The 16,788-nt window shown below is 31.2% G+C and carries 17 protein-coding genes; 9 read left to right on the top strand and 8 right to left on the bottom strand.

What is annotated here, in order from left to right; all coding sequences use genetic code 11:
* Positions 1–26 precede the first annotated feature (26 nt).
* Entirely contained in the window at positions 27–1,418 is a 1,392-nt protein-coding gene (locus Q4Q34_RS01025; RefSeq protein WP_303317398.1) for a sugar transferase, read from the top strand.
* Positions 1,419–1,504: 86 nt separating this feature from the next.
* Here Q4Q34_RS01025 and Q4Q34_RS01020 read toward each other — a convergent pair whose 3' ends face one another.
* Both Q4Q34_RS01020 and Q4Q34_RS01015 read right to left on the bottom strand, forming a co-directional pair.
* Positions 1,505–2,677, bottom strand: coding sequence for a lipoprotein N-acyltransferase Lnb domain-containing protein (locus Q4Q34_RS01020; RefSeq protein WP_303317399.1), 1,173 nt, complete (start codon positions 2,675–2,677; stop codon positions 1,505–1,507).
* Positions 2,678–2,690: 13 nt separating this feature from the next.
* On the bottom strand, positions 2,691–3,761 hold the full coding sequence (locus tag Q4Q34_RS01015; RefSeq protein WP_303317400.1) for a putative type IX sorting system protein PorV2: 1,071 nt from the start codon (positions 3,759–3,761) through the stop codon (positions 2,691–2,693).
* Positions 3,762–4,073: 312 nt separating this feature from the next.
* Here Q4Q34_RS01015 and Q4Q34_RS01010 point away from each other — a divergent pair, with 312 nt between their 5' ends.
* Positions 4,074–4,820: a CDP-alcohol phosphatidyltransferase family protein gene (locus tag Q4Q34_RS01010; protein WP_303317401.1), complete on the top strand. Its 747-nt coding sequence runs from the start codon at positions 4,074–4,076 to the stop codon at positions 4,818–4,820.
* Positions 4,821–4,826: 6 nt separating this feature from the next.
* Positions 4,827–5,720 (top strand): DUF808 domain-containing protein, encoded by an 894-nt coding sequence (locus Q4Q34_RS01005; protein ID WP_303317402.1) that lies wholly within the window; start codon positions 4,827–4,829, stop codon positions 5,718–5,720.
* A gap of 29 nt (positions 5,721–5,749) precedes the next feature.
* Here the strand turns inward: Q4Q34_RS01005 and Q4Q34_RS01000 are convergent, their stop codons facing one another.
* From Q4Q34_RS01000 to Q4Q34_RS00975, 6 genes are all read right to left on the bottom strand, one after another.
* Entirely contained in the window at positions 5,750–5,926 is a 177-nt protein-coding gene (locus tag Q4Q34_RS01000) for an Arc family DNA-binding protein (RefSeq protein WP_303317403.1), read from the bottom strand.
* Positions 5,927–5,980: 54 nt separating this feature from the next.
* The gene (locus Q4Q34_RS00995) at positions 5,981–6,841 is read right to left on the bottom strand and encodes an SPFH domain-containing protein (protein WP_303317404.1); all 861 of its coding nucleotides are present in this window, start codon (positions 6,839–6,841) and stop codon (positions 5,981–5,983) included.
* 451 nt (positions 6,842–7,292) lie between these two features.
* Entirely contained in the window at positions 7,293–8,033 is a 741-nt protein-coding gene (gene lptB, locus Q4Q34_RS00990; protein WP_135875217.1) for an LPS export ABC transporter ATP-binding protein, read from the bottom strand.
* A gap of 110 nt (positions 8,034–8,143) precedes the next feature.
* The gene (locus Q4Q34_RS00985) at positions 8,144–8,491 is read right to left on the bottom strand and encodes a carboxymuconolactone decarboxylase family protein (protein WP_303317405.1); all 348 of its coding nucleotides are present in this window, start codon (positions 8,489–8,491) and stop codon (positions 8,144–8,146) included.
* The gene (gene tatC, locus Q4Q34_RS00980; protein ID WP_303317406.1) at positions 8,475–9,308 is read right to left on the bottom strand and encodes a twin-arginine translocase subunit TatC; all 834 of its coding nucleotides are present in this window, start codon (positions 9,306–9,308) and stop codon (positions 8,475–8,477) included. Before tatC ends, Q4Q34_RS00985 begins: the two co-directional genes overlap by 17 nt.
* On the bottom strand, positions 9,308–10,273 hold the full coding sequence (locus tag Q4Q34_RS00975) for a KpsF/GutQ family sugar-phosphate isomerase (protein ID WP_303317407.1): 966 nt from the start codon (positions 10,271–10,273) through the stop codon (positions 9,308–9,310). The genes tatC and Q4Q34_RS00975 overlap by 1 nt, the downstream gene beginning before the upstream one ends.
* A gap of 202 nt (positions 10,274–10,475) precedes the next feature.
* On the opposite strand from Q4Q34_RS00975, the gene Q4Q34_RS00970 reads away from it, so the two are divergent.
* The 6 genes from Q4Q34_RS00970 (at position 10,476) to Q4Q34_RS00945 (ending at position 16,617) form a co-directional block, all read left to right on the top strand.
* Positions 10,476–12,680 (top strand): ATP-dependent DNA helicase RecQ, encoded by a 2,205-nt coding sequence (locus tag Q4Q34_RS00970; RefSeq protein WP_303317408.1) that lies wholly within the window; start codon positions 10,476–10,478, stop codon positions 12,678–12,680.
* Between the two features lie 138 nt (positions 12,681–12,818).
* A complete protein-coding gene (locus Q4Q34_RS00965; protein ID WP_303317409.1) occupies positions 12,819–13,751 on the top strand; it encodes a peptidylprolyl isomerase in 933 nt (310 codons plus the stop codon).
* 170 nt (positions 13,752–13,921) lie between these two features.
* Entirely contained in the window at positions 13,922–14,344 is a 423-nt protein-coding gene (locus tag Q4Q34_RS00960; RefSeq protein WP_303317410.1) for a hypothetical protein, read from the top strand.
* A gap of 20 nt (positions 14,345–14,364) precedes the next feature.
* Entirely contained in the window at positions 14,365–14,904 is a 540-nt protein-coding gene (locus Q4Q34_RS00955; protein WP_303317411.1) for a YfiT family bacillithiol transferase, read from the top strand.
* 17 nt (positions 14,905–14,921) lie between these two features.
* The gene (locus Q4Q34_RS00950; RefSeq protein WP_303317412.1) at positions 14,922–16,142 is read left to right on the top strand and encodes a toxin-antitoxin system YwqK family antitoxin; all 1,221 of its coding nucleotides are present in this window, start codon (positions 14,922–14,924) and stop codon (positions 16,140–16,142) included.
* Complete coding sequence (locus Q4Q34_RS00945; RefSeq protein WP_303317413.1) at positions 16,135–16,617, top strand: GNAT family N-acetyltransferase; 483 nt, start codon at positions 16,135–16,137, stop codon at positions 16,615–16,617. Before Q4Q34_RS00950 ends, Q4Q34_RS00945 begins: the two co-directional genes overlap by 8 nt.
* The last annotated feature ends 171 nt before the right edge of the window (positions 16,618–16,788 follow it).

Below are 16,788 nucleotides of genomic sequence, written 5' to 3'. Positions count from 1 at the left end.
TATCATCTTTCATTTTATTCGTAAAAATGTCTAACCGCAGTATTCATTTTAATATTTCAGAACGTAAAGTTTTACTGCGCATTTTCGATATTGTTTCAATATTGATCGTGCTATATTTTGTCAGTAATACATTTGATTTTGATTATTTTGCTATAACAAAAGAAAATTGGACATGGACTCTTATCCTTATTTTATATATATCAATATTTGGAACTATTTTTGAACTTTACGATTTACAAAAATCCAGCAAAATTGAGAAAATTTTTGCCAGTATAGTTGTTACGGTTTCAATTACAGTCTTATTTTACTTCTTAACCCCGTTTTTCACGCCTGTATTACCAGATAATCGTTTACAAATACTCTATTTTTATTTTGCAATATTTGTAGCGCTATTTTTGTGGAGGTTTGCGTATGTATCGTTTATTATTTCACCTAGGTTTTATAAAAAAGTGTTAATTATTGGAGAAACTTCTAATATTGAAACTATTGTCGAAGCTTTTAATAATTCAGATCCTAATTATAAAATCGTGGGCTTTATTAATTGTGATTTGAACAGTTTAGAGTCGATTAAATTTAATGCTGTTGCAGAGTATAAACCAAATCAGATACGTCAAGTAATTAAAGATGAAAACATAACAGAAATTGTAGTAGCAAGTTATAATTCCGAATCTATTACTTCAGAGATTTATTACTCACTCATTTCGCTTTTAGAAGAAGGGTTTTCAATAAAAGAATATACACAAGTATATGAAGATTTAGCACAACGCATACCAGTACAATTTGTAGGAAAAGATTTTTATAAGTATTTTCCATTTAGTAGAAGTAATCAAAATAAATTGTACCTGTTTTTTCGTAGATTTTTTGATATTATTATTTCCATAATTGGGATCTTAATAGGCGTCATGTTTTTACCATTTATTTTAATAGGGAACGTTATAGCCAATCGAGGTCCACTTTTTTATACCCAAGATAGGATTGGAAAAAACGGTAAACCTTTTAAGATTTTGAAGTATAGAACCATGATTAAAAATGCCGAAAAAGCTGGAGCAGTTTGGGCTCAAAAAGGAGATGTAAGAATTACATTTTTCGGTAAGTTTTTAAGGCATTCTAGATTAGACGAGATTCCTCAATTTTTTAACATATTAAAGGGTGATATGAGTATAATTGGTCCCAGACCAGAACGTCCATTTTTCGTTAAAGAATTATCACAATTATTACCTTTTTACGAAACGCGGCATATTATTAAACCAGGTCTTACAGGTTGGGCGCAGGTTAAAACCAGATACGGATCTTCGGTTGATGATAGTTTACTAAAATTACAATACGATTTATATTATATCAAGCACAAAAGCTTTTTCCTTGATGTAAATATTTTGGTAAAAACGATAAGCACCATGATTTTCTTTAGAGGACAGTAGTCATTCAGTCATCAGTTTGCAGTAGCAGTATTCAGTCTTTTACTTATCTTACATATAGATACAAAAATAAATTTTGAGATAAATAACTATCCGTTATTGTAGTAAGAAATTAAATAAATATACCTAATAAATAAGGCTATTAGTAAAGGAATTAAGCCAATAGCGAATACTTGTACACCAAGACTCCAATGTAGAGTTAATAGGCATAATAGAATTACTAAAAACTTCAAATATTTAATAAACCAACCGTTTACTTTTTTCTTAACTAATTGTTGAATAACTAAAATATTAAGAACGCAAGCCCAAAGCAAATTATAATTTTGATGCGTACCTTTATGATCGGTTGCAAACCAAAGCAACAACAATAAAATACCTATAATTCCTGTGATGCTAAAAAGTGTAACATCTAACCATATACTTTGTTTCTTTTTTTTGTAATCTTTATAAGTTATAAAAAGAATGAATCCACCCAAAATACCTAAAATAAATAGTGGACTTGTAAAAAAAGTATTTGGTTTTGGAGTTTCTTTTTTAGAATATAAAACGCGACTTTCTTTTACTAAGGGTATATCACTATTTTTTATTAATGCAGAATCAAAAAACTTGTAAATGTTCTCAGGTAAGAACATATGTTCTTCTGCTGTAGCCTTTTTGTCTATTACAGAACCTAAGCAAATATCTATACCTAAACTTCCCCAAGAATTTTTATTAAGGTTATTTTGAATTAAAGTTCTAAAGGTAGCTTCTTTATAATCTTTAGGAGCATTGAAAACAATAGTATTATTTAAACTAATATTAGCAACATCCTTAATTCTTGTAGCACAATTGTCAAAAAAGAAATCATATAAATACCTTCTGTTTTCCGGTTTGTAATTATTTATTAGAAAGTCGTAAAGCTTTTGTTTTTCTTCTTGAGAAAGGTTTAAAACCTGTTCTTTTACAGTTCTATTATAGAATTTATAAACTTGATAAAATCGCTGAAATTTGTCTTTACTTATTAAATAATTGAGTTTTCCTTGGGCAAATTTTAAGTAAAAATTTGGTGCACCAAAATCGTATTCGCCATAACCATAAACTAAATCAATACCATGTAACCGGTCATGAATTCTGAAGGCACTATGTCCAAAAGAGTCATTTAGGGAAGATCCAGGACCAACAGTTAATACACTAATATTTGCTTCGGGAGATAATTTGTTTTTTTGAGCTGTACCAATTGTAACAAATAAAAAAAGAAATAAAAAGGATAATGTTTTATACATTTACAACAAAAAATTATCTAAAGATACTGAAATCGAGTTTTAAAGAAAATACATTTGAATATAAAGCAACACTTTGGTCTCCAATATCGGTAAAAGCATAATCTATTTGAACACCATTGTATTTAAAGCCTACACCAAAACTAGGTTGAAAGCTTAATTGTTCAGAATTATCAATTTGTAATTCGTTTTGAAAATTTCCCATACCAGCACGCAAATAAACCATGTCTATATATCCAAATTCGAAACCAAGCGCGGGATTTACACTGGCAAAAGATGATGAAATAATGTCATTATTTTCTTCAAAACGAACATTTAAATTTAATGCTGTTAGTAATGTGTAATCATAGTTAAAATCGATTAGCTTTGAAATACCTATCTGTAACTTTGGAATGGTAATTTCGGTAGTTTCGGGTAATTCTTGATTTTGACCAGCTACTGCATTTTGGATCTTAGCAAATTCATCTTCATCAATAGCCCAAGCATTAAAAGTAGTGGTAATATCACGAGCCATCACACCAAATTTCCAGTTGTTATTAGATTCAAACTGTACCCCAAAATCTAAACCGAAACCCCAAGAAGAAGCAAAATCACCAATAACTCGCCGTATTACTTTGGCATTTACACCATATTTTAAACCTTGTACAGGAAGATGCCTTGCATACGAAAATGTTAATCCATAGTCTGCTGTAGAAAATAAACTAATTCTATCATAATTAATATTTCCCTGTTCATCAATAAGTTGAGTCGTATTTAAAATATCATCAACAGCAAAACGAATTAAAGAGATACCCACAGCACTTTGTTTATCTATAGGCATGGCGTAAGCAACATAGTCATAATTAGCAATATTTGCAAAATAACTAGAGTGCATTAAAGCTAATTGATTGTCTTCAATTTTTAATAAACCAGCAGGATTCCAATAACCAGAATTAACGTCTGCAGAATGAGATGTCACAGCACTGCTCATACCCAAAGCAGCAGCATCCACACCAATGTTCATAAACTCATTAGAATATTTTCTAACAGTTTGACTAAATATTGATACAGATAGTGTACAAAACAATGCAGTTATGTAATTTTTCAATCGCAATTTTTTTACAAAGATGCACATAATACCCATTTAATCATAAAATATCAGATTTAAACTTGCTCATTTTTCGTTTTATTTATCCGCTCATTAATTTCCATAACATATCGTATGTTAATTAATTATAGTGTGTGAAAATGGAAAGCAGTAACTATTCTGTATGTTATTTCATAGTTAAATTAGCTTAATTTGTCAATCTATTAAACTTGAAATTATAATAGATATTGTTTAATTCTTGTTTTACACAATAATTGTTTGTTATTTTTACCGAAAGAATTCCTAAATATTAATAGCAATAAGAATCTACATATGAAACAACATGTTCCTAACGTATTAACGCTTTTAAACTTATTGTGCGGAAGTATTGCGGTTATTTTTGTGATTGATAATAATTTTATTGCTGCCTCTTTATTTGTTTTTCTAGGAATATTTTTTGATTTTTTTGATGGTTTTGTAGCCAGAAAACTAAATGTTCAAAGTGAATTGGGTTTGCAGTTGGATTCACTTGCAGATATGATAACTAGTGGTTTAGTTCCAGGGCTTATAATGTATAAGTTGCTATCGTTAACTGTAAACACTTCAGATAAGATAAATAATGATTGGTCTTCGAATACGGATTGGTTGGATTTTAATTTACCAATACTTCCGCTTTTAGGGTTATTAGTAACATTGGCTTCTGCATATCGTTTGGCAAATTTTAATTTGGATACCGAACAACAAAGTTATTTTAAGGGCTTACCAACGCCTGCAAACACTTTGTTAATAGTATCATTACCATTAATAATGGAGTTTCAGAATAATGATTTGATTAATGCTATTATTCTTAACAAATGGTTTTTAATTGGGCTAACGTTTTTAAGTTGCTACATATTAAACGCTAATATTAAACTATTTGCCTTAAAATTTAAAGATTGGAGCTTTAAAACAAATGCAACACGATACATTTTTATAATACTTTGTATCGTATTACTAATTGTATTGCAGTTTGCTGCAATACCGGTTATTATTTTACTTTATATAATCATGTCGCTTGTAGACAATTTAACTTCCAAATAATTAAGAATGGCATCAGGATTTTTTGCACTACTAGATGACATAGCAGCTTTAATGGATGACGTTGTGGTAATGAGTAAGATTACCACAAAAAAGACAGCTGGTATCTTAGGCGATGATTTAGCGGTGAATGCTGAAAAAGCTACAGGATTTGTTTCTTCCAGAGAGTTGCCTGTTTTGTGGGCAATTACTAAAGGATCTGCACTTAACAAGTTAATTATTTTGCCAATAGCCTTTTTATTGAGTGCTTTTGCACCTTGGGCTGTTACTTTATCATTAGTATTAGGAGGTGTTTATTTGGCTTTTGAGGGTGCAGAAAAAATATATGAATTTTTTGTGCCCCATAAACATGCTAAAGAGACTGTTGATAATTCAAACATATCAAAGGAAGACCAATTAACTCTCGAAAAGAAGAAAATAAAATCAGCAATCTTTACTGATTTTATTTTATCAGTTGAGATCGTCATTATTGCATTGGGAACTGTTCTTGGAAAACCTATTTTATTTCAAGTATTAGTTGTAAGTATTGTAGCTATAATAGCAACAGTTGGCGTTTATGGCATCGTTGCTCTTATTGTTAGAATGGATGATTTAGGATACAAGCTTGTTAGTTTAAGTAGTAAAGAAAAGAGTGTTTCAAAGTTTATTGGTAATTTTTTAATCAGAGCACTTCCTATAGTTATTAAAAGCTTGTCTGTAATTGGTACTGTAGCCCTAATGTTGGTAGCGGGCGGTATATTTGTTCATAATATTGAGTTCTTTCATCATTTTTTAGAAATATTACCATCCTATGTAAAAGATTTTATTGTTGGTTTGCTGGTTGGCTTTGTGGCGCTTTTAATGGTTAAGTTATTTAAGACTATTAAGAAGAAATTGTTTAAGAATAAAATAGGAGAAGCTTAGCAGTAAATGAAGAAAGAAAGCCTAGAGGGTTAATTGTTTTCTTCCGAATTTTTATTTTTAGGACTACGTTTGGCTTTTTTTAAACTTTCGTTTAGCATCCACTCAATTTGGCCATTTGTGCTGCGGAATTCATCCGCAGCCCATTTTTCTATAGCTTTAAGCATATCTTCATTTATTCGCAATGCAAAAGCTTTTTTTTTAGCCATTTGAGTTATTAATTATTTTGATAAATTTTAAATACAAAAATGCAAATGTATTGTTTATTGATTTAAAGTGCCAGTATTTAGAACAGGAGAAGCATCTTTATCACCGCAAAGTATAACCATAAGATTACTAACCATGGCTGCTTTTCGCTCTTCGTCTAAATCTACAATACTTTTCTTTCCCAATTCTTCAAGAGCCATTTCAACCATACTCACAGCACCTTCTACAATTTTATGTCTGGCAGCAACTATAGCTGTTGCTTGTTGACGTTTTAGCATCGCGTTTGCAATTTCTTGAGCATAAGCTAAATAACCAATTCTTGCTTCTAATACTTCAATTCCTGCGATAGATAAGCGCTCATGTATTTCTTTTTCTAAAGTTTCACTAACCTCGTTAACACTAGAACGTAGTGTAATATCTTCAGTATGTCCATCATCTGCAAAATTATCGTAAGGATACATGCTTGCCAGTTTACGAACAGCAGCATCTGTTTGCACACGAACAAAGTTTTCATAATTATCTACATCAAAAGCAGCTTTATAAGTATCTTGGACTCTCCAAACCAAAATTGTGCTAATCATAATAGGATTACCAAGTTTATCATTCACTTTTAAACGCTCACTATCAAAGTTACTAGCCCGTAATGATATTTTCTTTTTAGTAAAAAAAGGATTTACCCAATAGAAACCATTTTTATTAATTGTACCTACATATTTTCCGAAAAGTAATAATACCCTAGAGTTGTTTGGCTGTACCATTATAAAACCTGGTTTAATACAAATAGCAATAATTATAAATAAAATAAAAATGAAATTTTTGGTTATAATTAAAGTAATGATACTTCCAATAAACATAATTAAAAAAACGAATAGCATAAGATATCCGTTAGCAGGTGCAATGATTTTTTCTTCCTTCATAATTTATATTTTGATTTAAAATGATATTATTTTGATATCATAAAGATATTATTAAAATTTTAATATTTCATAATGTTTTTAATATTATTTTTTAAATATGATGTTATGAACCAAAAGAATAGTTAAATAACGTGAATCTAGTTTAAGAGTTCAAGATGTCACTTCGAGTGTCCCGAAGTTGCTTCGGGATGTATCGAGAACCTTTTTTTGTCGAAAATTTATTTGTTTTCGATACGATTTTTTGCAAAAATCACTCTAACTGACATAAATTTTCTTATCCAAAATTCAAGTTAAATAAGAGGATAAAATAAAAAATAAGTAAAGGGAAAAATAATTACGAATCATTTTAATAGATTTAAAACAACTCGTTATAAAGGAAGGAGTTATAATCTATCTATAGACACTAAGCCTAAAGGGAAAATGGAAAAAATAATAAAAAGACGTTTAACGTCTAATCTCGAATTTTCTTCTTACGAAGTTCAAAGTTCTGACCTAAATATACCTTACGTACCATTTCATCATTGGCTAGCTCTTCTGGTTTACCAGCTTTAAGAATACTACCTTCAAACATTAAATAGGTTCTATCGGTAATAGCTAGTGTTTCTTGTACATTGTGATCGGTAATTAAAATACCGATATTCTTTTTGGTAAGCTGCGCTACAATACGTTGTATGTCTTCAACAGCTACAGGGTCAACCCCTGCAAATGGTTCATCTAATAAAATAAAACTAGGGTCTGTTGCTAAGGCACGAGCAATCTCTGTACGACGACGTTCGCCACCGGATAATAAATCTCCTCGGCTTTTACGAATATGCCCTAAACCAAACTCTTCAATAAGAGACTCCATTTTATGATGTTGTTCCTGCTTACTTAGTTTTGTAAGTTGTAAAACACTTAGAATATTATCTTCAATACTTAATTTTCTAAAAACCGAAGCTTCCTGCGCCAAATAGCCAATACCATTCTGTGCACGTTTGTACATTGGGTATTTAGTAATTTCTGTATTATCTAAGAAAATATGACCACCATTGGGTTTTATTAAACCAACAATCATATAAAAAGATGTCGTTTTCCCTGCGCCATTAGGTCCTAAAAGACCAACAATTTCACCTTGATTAACTTCAAGAGAAACATCTTTAACTACTTTTCGTCCACTATAGGACTTCATCAAATTTTGGGCTTTTAAAATCATAAGTTATATACTGAACGCTAAAAATAGTAAAATCATATACACTATTATAGCAGATGTTCTAATTTTATCTTGTTTCTTATTTTTAAAGGTAGTCCGTGGGTTAAATCTATTTAATTCTGAGCTTCTAAGGCATCCCAGAATTCATAAGCACGACGTAAATGAGGAATAACTATGGTGCCACCAACTAAAGTAGCGATGCTTAAAGCTTCAACAACTTCCTCTTTTTTTAAACCAATTTTGTAACTGGTTTCCATATGGTATTTTATACAATCATCGCAACGTAAAACTGTCGAGGCCACTAAACCTAAAAGTTCTTTCGTTTTAACATCTAAAGCCCCTTCAGCATATGCGTTAGTGTCTAAATTGAAGATGCGTTTTATTACTTTATTATTGTCTTCTAAAATTTTATCGTTCATTTTGGAACGATACTCATTAAATTCATTAACTATGTCGGACATGTCTTTTTTCTTTTCGTTTTTGATTTCTAATAACAACTTTAGAAATATAAATACTCACCTGGTACAGAATGATAATTGGAATGGCTACAATGACCTGACTGGCAATATCTGGTGGTGTAATAATTGCAGATAAAATTAATACAATTACCAAAGCATATTTTCTGTATTTTTTTAGGAACTCAGGTGTAACCAATCCTATTTTGGTTAGAAAATAAATGATAATTGGAAGCTCAAAAATCAAACCAGAAGCCAAAGCTGAAGATCTAACTAGTGCAATATACGAGCTGATATCAATTTGATTATCAACCATTGTAGAGATACTGTAGTTTGCTAAAAAGTTAATCGACAAAGGTGTTACAATATAGTAACCGAATAACACGCCTAAAAAGAATAAAAATGATGAAATAACAATAAAACCTCTGGAGTGTTTACGCTCATTAGCATGCAAACCAGGGCTAATAAATTTCCACAATTGATAAATAACATACGGAAAGGAAATGATAAAACCGCCTAAAATAGCAGTCCATATATCGGCCGAAAATTGTCCAGCCATGGTTCTGTTTTGTATAATTAAAGGTATTTTTTCATTACAAAAAGTAGTATCTACATTTATAAAAGTGGCTGTTTTGCATAAAAAGTCATAAGTTGGGAAACTCATGTTTAATGGTGCGAAAATAATAGTGTCAAATATAAATCTACTAAAAATAAAAGCCAAAGTAGCAATGATTACGACTGCTAAACAGATTCTAATTAAATGCCACCTTAAATCTTCAAGATGATCTAAAAAAGACATCTCATTTATATCTTTTTTTGCCATTATATAATGCCTTCTTTTATTAAATCGTGTAAATGAATCACACCGGCGTATTTACCGTTTTCTTCAACTAGCAACTGAGATATGCCATTTGTTTCCATAACCTCTAAAGCTTCAATAGCCATAGCATCAGCATTAATGCGTTTTGGATTCGCACTCATTATATCTTTAGCTGTTAACGATGAAAAATCATCAACTTTACTCAACATTCTACGTAAGTCACCATCAGTAATAATACCTGTAATTTCATCATTTTCTACAACAGCAGTAACACCTAACATTTTTTCGGTAATCTCTATGATGACATCTTTTATGTTTGTAGATGGAATTACTTTAGGCTTTTCGTTTACAGATGATATATCTTGAACACGTAAATATAATTTTTTTCCTAGGGCACCCCCTGGATGATATTTTGCAAAATCATTACTAGAAAAACCTCGTAGTTCTAATAAGCAAACAGCTAGCGCATCACCAATAACTAACTGAGCTGTGGTACTTGTAGTAGGTGCTAAGTTATTTGGGCAAGCTTCTTTTTCAACATATGCGTTTAAAATAAAATCAGCATGTTGCCCTAAAAAGGAATCTTCATTTCCTGTTATGGCAATCATTTTATTATTAGCACTTTTAATAAGAGGGACTAAAACTTTAATTTCTGGTGTATTTCCACTTTTAGAAATACAAATAACAACATCATCTTTAAGAATAAGTCCTAGGTCACCATGAATAGCATCTGCCGCGTGCATAAAAACGGATGGTGTTCCGGTTGAGTTTAATGTGGCTACAATTTTATTCGCAATAATGGCACTTTTGCCAATTCCTGTAATAATTACTCGGCCTTTGGAGTTGTAAATGAGTTGCACCGCATCAGCAAAATCATCTGTTATTAAATTAGCAAGATTTGAAATAGCTTGACTTTCTGTATTTATTGTTAGTTTTGCGGTTTGAGTAATAGAATTTTTACTATTCAAAATTTATATTTTTTTTAGTTGATGCTTTTAAAGATTTTATTATCTTTAATGGTAATCAAATTAAATTTTGTTGTACTTTGGATTTTCGTTACAAAACTAACGAAAAAAAAATGAGGGGATCTCTAAATGCGCTATTAAATTAATCATTGAAGTTTTAATATTTCAGTGTATGATAATAAGTAAATAAATTTTTATACAGTTCATGTTATTAACCAAAAGTGATCTGCATTCTGCTCTTAAAAAATATTTTGGATTCAACCAATTCAAGGGCTTGCAGGAAGATGTTGTCGAAAGTGTTTTATCAAAAAATCATACGTTTGTAATTATGCCAACTGGTGGCGGAAAGTCACTATGTTACCAGTTACCTGCATTAATGCAAGAAGGAACCGCTATTGTAGTATCGCCATTAATAGCGTTAATGAAAAATCAGGTAGATGCCATTCGCGGAATCTCTAATGAAGAGGGCGTTGCGCATGTACTAAATTCTTCATTGAATAAAACCGAAGTAAAACGTGTTAAAGAAGATATTGTTAATGGGGTTACGAAATTACTTTATGTCGCACCAGAATCTTTAACCAAAGAAGAAAATGTAGAGTTTTTGCGTTCTGTAAAAATATCTTTCATGGCGATTGATGAAGCACATTGTATTAGTGAATGGGGACACGATTTTAGACCAGAGTATAGAAATTTACGACATATTATTGCTAGAATAGGAGAACGTATTCCTATTATTGGGTTAACAGCCACTGCAACACCCAAAGTTCAGGAAGATATTATAAAGAATTTGGGTATAAGTAATGCGAAAACCTTTAAAGCCTCTTTCAACAGACCTAATTTATATTATGAGGTAAGACCCAAAACAAAAAATGTAGATGCCGATATTATTAGATTCATAAAACAAAATGAAGGAAAGTCTGGTATAGTATATTGTTTAAGTAGAAAAAGAGTGGAAGAACTCGCTCAAGTACTACAAGTAAATGGTATCAAAGCCGTACCATATCATGCAGGATTAGATGCGAAATCAAGATCTAGCTATCAAGATAAGTTCTTAATGGAAGATGTCGATGTGGTTGTGGCTACTATTGCCTTTGGTATGGGCATAGATAAACCAGATGTACGCTTTGTAATTCATCATGATATTCCTAAAAGTATAGAAAGTTATTATCAAGAAACTGGTAGAGCAGGGCGTGATGGAGGCGAAGGACATTGTTTAGCATATTATGCATATAAAGACATTGAAAAATTAGAGAAATTTATGTCTGGTAAGCCTGTTGCAGAACAAGAAATTGGACATGCATTATTGCAAGAAGTTGTTGCTTTCGCAGAAACATCTATCTCTAGAAGAAAATTTATTTTACATTATTTTGGAGAAGAATTTGATAATGAGACCGGAGAAGGTGGCGATATGGATGATAATGTTAGGCACCCTAAAAAGAAGCATGAAGCCAAAGAGGATGCCGTAGTATTATTAGAAACGATACAAAAAACGAACGAAAAATATAAATCTAAAGACTTGGTAAACGTTATTGTTGGTAAAGAGAACGCCTTAATTAATTCTCATAAAACCAATGAACAACCATTTTTTGGAAAAGGTAAAGACAAAGACAACAAATATTGGATGGCTTTATTAAGGCAAGTATTGGTTGCAGGATATCTTAGAAAAGATATTGAAACTTATGGTGTCATAAAATTAAGTGAATCTGGCAGATCTTTTATAAGTAAACCATTGTCGTTTATGATGACTGAAGATCACATCTTTGAAGGAGAACAGGAAGACGGTACTATTATTACAGCAGCAAAAAGTGGTGGAGCCGTAGCTGATGAATTATTAATGGGGATGCTTAAAGATTTGCGTAAAAAGAATGCAAAAAAGTTAGAAGTACCACCATTTGTTATTTTCCAAGACCCTTCGCTTGAAGATATGGCTTTGAAATACCCTGTTAACTTACCAGAACTGGCAAATGTGCATGGTGTTGGTGAAGGAAAAGCTAAAAAATACGGTAAAGATTTTGTAGAATTAATCTCCAGATATGTTGAAGAAAATGATATAGTCCGTCCAGATGATCTGGTCGTAAAATCAACAGGAATTAACTCAGCTAACAAGCTATATATTATTCAGAATATAGATAGAAAATTGCCTTTAGATGATATTGCCTCATCAAAGGGGATGTCCATGGAAGAATTCGTTAAAGAAATGGAAGTTATTGTTTATTCTGGGACTAAATTGAATATCAATTATTGGATAGATGATATTTTAGATGAAGATCAGCAAGAAGAAATTCATGATTATTTTATGGAATCTGAATCTGATAATATTGATGATGCTATTGAAGAATTTGATGGCGATTATGACGATGAAGAATTACGTCTATATCGTATAAAGTTTATTAGTGAAGTAGCTAATTAATAATTTCAGTCTACAGTCTACAGTCTACAGTCTACAGTCTTCGGTCTACAGTCTTCGGTCTTCGGTCTTCGGTCCAATAAAACTTCGTACTTCAAACTTCATTCCTTATCTTTGCGGCTTTAAATAAAATAAAGAACAATGCAAGACGGTTTATACGCAAAATTTAATACAACAAAAGGAGAGATACTTGTGGCTTTAGAATATCAAAAAACACCTGGAACAGTAGGTAATTTTGTTGCTTTGGCTGAAGGTAATCTTGAAAATAAGGTAAAACCTCAGGGAACACCTTACTATGATGGTTTAAAATTTCATAGAGTTATTCCAGATTTTATGATTCAAGGAGGATGCCCACAAGGTTCAGGTTCTGGAAATCCAGGGTATCAATTTGATGATGAATTTCATCCAGATTTAAAACATGATGCTCCTGGAGTTTTATCTATGGCAAATGCAGGACCAGGGACTAATGGAAGTCAGTTTTTTATCACTCATGTTGAAACACCGTGGTTAGATAACAATCATACTGTTTTTGGTAAAGTAGCAGAGGGACAAGATGTTGTTGATGCTATAGCCCAAGGAGATTCTATCGATAGCCTAGAAATAATTCGTGTAGGTAATGATGCAGAAGCTTATAATGCTGTTGAGTCTTTTAGAACCTTTGAAGGCTCTAGAGAAAAAAGATTGGCGGAAGCAAAACAAGCGGCAGAAGCTGAATTGGATAAAATTGCAACAGGTTTTAATAAAACGGAGAGCGGTTTACGTTATCAAATAATTCAAGAGGGAAGTGGCATAAATGCAGAAACTGGTAAAACAGTATCGGTTCATTATAAAGGGCAATTGCCTGATGGCACTGTTTTCGATTCTTCATACAAGCGTAATCAACCAATTGATTTTCCTTTAGGAGTAGGTCAAGTCATTCCAGGCTGGGATGAAGGGATTGGTTTGCTAAAAGTAGGAGACAAGGCACGTTTTGTAATACCTAGTCATTTAGGGTATGGAAGTAGAGGTGCTGGAGGTGTGATACCACCAGATGCTACTCTTATTTTTGATGTTGAATTGATGGATGTGAAATAATTCACATTAACATAAATAAATACTTAAAAAAACACCTCATTGTAGGTGTTTTTTTATGCGATAAAATGACTTTTATCCGTATAATTATCAATTTCATCTTATAGAAGATGTATTTATTTTGTTTGTCGATTATTTTCATTTTTAAACTTTTATAAGAATATTTTTGTGTCATGGTTAGCATTAAGGATACAAGTTTATATTCAGAGGTTATCAAAGAGTTTAATTATTCTTTTGGAAATATGTTTGTGTTTGAAGGATACATGGTATCAGAGATCAATGAGGGTATTGTTGTTAACTGGGAAGATCATGTTAGACATTTTACTGAAGATATAGCAGAATTATTGGGAACTAAAGGAGAAGGACTTGTTCTTATTTCTAATAGAATTAATTCGTATTCGGTAATAGCCTCAGACTGGTTAAAGTTTTTTAAAAAAGGCTATAGTTTAAAAGCTTATCTTATTGTTTCGGATGGAAAAATAACGAAATTAGGTACCATGACCGAAAACTTATTTTTTAATAAAAAAATAAAAAGATTCAATTCTTTATTTGCGGCTGTAAATTATGTAAAGAGTGGTTTAATTGAAATTAAATAACAATTTATACATTTGCTCTTATGACAGAGCAACAATTAGAAAAACTTAAATACCCGATAGGGAAGTTTAAATCTCCAACACATATTACTAAACAAGATATTGAAAGTTGGATTTCCATATTAGAACACTTTCCAAATCGCTTAGAAAATCTTGTTAAAGACTTAACAGACGATCAATTAGATACTGTATACAGACCTGGTGGTTGGACTGTAAGGCAGGTGGTGCATCACATATCCGATAGTCATCATCATTCTTATACCAGATTTAAATGGGCATTAACAGAAGATAAACCGCTTATAAAAGCTTATTTTGAAGACCGTTGGGCAGAACTCATAGATTCTAAAACAGCCCCAATAGAGATGTCAATCAATCATATTAAAGCTATACATTTTAAACTTGTTTATCTTTTAAAAACGTTATCTCTGGATGACTTAAATACTAGTTTTATTCATCCGGAAACAAGTTCAGAAATACTTTTAAGTTATAATATAGGTAATTATGCGTGGCACAGCAATCACCATTATGCACATATAGCGAATTTATTGATGAAAAAAAGTTGAATTTAAAATAGGTAATTATGAAGTTAATAATATTCGTTCTTTTTATTAGTATAAATATAACCTGGTCTCAGACTTCTTATAAGGAGTATTATGATGATGGTTCAATAAAGTTAGAAAGTAGTAAAAAAGATGGCAAATTATATGGGGCTACCAAATACTATTTTCCTTCGGGAAAACTTCAACGGATTGTTTATTATTATGGAGGGAAGGTAAATGGCATTGGGAAGGAATATTATGAGAGTGGACAATTATCGACATTAGTTAATATTAAAGATGATTTATACCATGGAGAAGCTAAGACGTATTCAAAAGAAGGAAAAATATTGACTATTGGTACATATAATAATAATCTACAAATAGGAGAACATAAAGCTTACTACCCCAATGGTGTTTTAAAAACTATTGGATCTTATAATGAAAATGGCAAACCAAATAAATTATTTAAAGATTATTATGAAAACTCGAAACTTAAATTAGAGACTAATTATATGGATGGAATAGTCATTGGAGAAAGAAAGGAATATTTTGAAAATGGACAACTAAAAAATATTAGTACTTATAAAAATGGGAAAGTTAATGGTGATTATTATTCATATTTTGAAGACGGGAAGTTAAATACAAAAACACATTTTACAGATGGTGCATTGAACGGTAAATTCATATCTTATAATGCGGAAGGTAATATTAATAATGAAAAAGAATTTATTCTAGGCAAAAAGACGGGATTGCACATAGAGTATTATAAAAATGGAAAAATAGGAACGAAATCTTTTTATAAAGACGATAAGCTGGAAGGTGATTATTTTTATTATTATAGTACAGGAGAAATATGGGTGAAAGCAGAAATGAGTTATGGATATATTGTTACTAAAAGGGTCTATTTTAAAAATGGTAGTGTAAAATCTGAAGAAATAAAAAATAAAGAGTCTGGTGATTATAATTATAAGAAATATCATGAAAATGGTGAATTACATTCAATAGGAGTTAAGGCAAGCTGGCCTCAGGATGCCAAAGCGGGCGAATGGATATATTACCATACCAATGGAAAATTATATAAAACAGAATTGTATAGCGACTATGGAGGGCTTATGGATGTTATTAACTGCTTTGATGGTGTAGGTAGCCCATTAAATAAAGGCTCAATAGTTAATGGAAATGGTAGTTTAAATCATTATGATCTAGAAGGAAATCTTTTAAAAACGGAAAACTATAAAGACGGAGTATTGAAAAATGATTAGGCCTTTAAATTTAAATGACACAGAAGAACTTTTAGATATTTACAATTATTATGTATTAAACTCTATAGTTACTTTTGACGATGTAGCCTTGTCTTTAGAAATCTTTAAAGATAAAATTACACGTATTAATGCTGATTACCCATTTATTGTTTTCGAAGAAAAAAATGAAATTCTAGGATATGCATATGGAAGCAAATGGCGTCCAAAACCTGCATATAAACATACGGTAGAATCTACAGTATATGTAAAGCACGGTATGTTGGGAAAACAAATAGGTACTAAATTATATACAGCACTATTGTCTCAATTAAAAGCACAAAATTATCATATTGTTCTAGGAGGTTTAACATTACCAAATGATGCAAGTGTCAAGCTGCATGAAAAATTTGGGTTCAATCAAGTAGCGCATTTTAAAGAGGTGGGATTAAAATTTGGGAAGTGGCTAGATGTCGGTTTTTGGCAATTACGCTTTTAATTGAAAAAAAATCTCCGGGGCTTGTCTTGGATCTGTCTGCCAACAAAGAGAGGGATTTCCATTGCAAATTCATACTCGAAAAAGCGGGAATCTAAATAACGTGAGTTCGATGTAATATTTTTTTTGTAACATTTTGATTTTTAGTTGTTTAATGTGTTGTCAGAGGGGGCA

The organism is Flavivirga abyssicola, assembly GCF_030540775.2.
Classification (GTDB): domain Bacteria; phylum Bacteroidota; class Bacteroidia; order Flavobacteriales; family Flavobacteriaceae; genus Flavivirga; species Flavivirga abyssicola.
Note: the sequence above shows the minus strand (reverse complement) of the source record. Positions and strands in the feature narration are given on the sequence as shown.

What these genes read in the sequence shown, in the direction of transcription:
- Q4Q34_RS00960 (WP_303317410.1), top strand. Translation starts at nt 13,922, where the DNA reads ATGGTTAGCATTAAGGATACAAGTTTATATTCAGAGGTTATCAAAGAG.
- Q4Q34_RS01020 (WP_303317399.1), bottom strand. Translation starts at nt 2,677, where the DNA reads ATGTATAAAACATTATCCTTTTTATTTCTTTTTTTATTTGTTACAATT.
- lptB (WP_135875217.1), bottom strand. Translation starts at nt 8,033, where the DNA reads ATGATTTTAAAAGCCCAAAATTTGATGAAGTCCTATAGTGGACGAAAA.
- Q4Q34_RS00955 (WP_303317411.1), top strand. Translation starts at nt 14,365, where the DNA reads ATGACAGAGCAACAATTAGAAAAACTTAAATACCCGATAGGGAAGTTT.
- Q4Q34_RS01000 (WP_303317403.1), bottom strand. Translation starts at nt 5,926, where the DNA reads ATGGCTAAAAAAAAAGCTTTTGCATTGCGAATAAATGAAGATATGCTT.
- tatC (WP_303317406.1), bottom strand. Translation starts at nt 9,308, where the DNA reads ATGGCAAAAAAAGATATAAATGAGATGTCTTTTTTAGATCATCTTGAA.
- Q4Q34_RS01005 (WP_303317402.1), top strand. Translation starts at nt 4,827, where the DNA reads ATGGCATCAGGATTTTTTGCACTACTAGATGACATAGCAGCTTTAATG.
- Q4Q34_RS01025 (WP_303317398.1), top strand. Translation starts at nt 27, where the DNA reads ATGTCTAACCGCAGTATTCATTTTAATATTTCAGAACGTAAAGTTTTA.
- Q4Q34_RS00965 (WP_303317409.1), top strand. Translation starts at nt 12,819, where the DNA reads ATGCAAGACGGTTTATACGCAAAATTTAATACAACAAAAGGAGAGATA.
- Q4Q34_RS00945 (WP_303317413.1), top strand. Translation starts at nt 16,135, where the DNA reads ATGATTAGGCCTTTAAATTTAAATGACACAGAAGAACTTTTAGATATT.
- Q4Q34_RS00995 (WP_303317404.1), bottom strand. Translation starts at nt 6,841, where the DNA reads ATGAAGGAAGAAAAAATCATTGCACCTGCTAACGGATATCTTATGCTA.
- Q4Q34_RS00985 (WP_303317405.1), bottom strand. Translation starts at nt 8,491, where the DNA reads ATGTCCGACATAGTTAATGAATTTAATGAGTATCGTTCCAAAATGAAC.
- Q4Q34_RS00970 (WP_303317408.1), top strand. Translation starts at nt 10,476, where the DNA reads ATGTTATTAACCAAAAGTGATCTGCATTCTGCTCTTAAAAAATATTTT.
- Q4Q34_RS00950 (WP_303317412.1), top strand. Translation starts at nt 14,922, where the DNA reads ATGAAGTTAATAATATTCGTTCTTTTTATTAGTATAAATATAACCTGG.
- Q4Q34_RS01010 (WP_303317401.1), top strand. Translation starts at nt 4,074, where the DNA reads ATGAAACAACATGTTCCTAACGTATTAACGCTTTTAAACTTATTGTGC.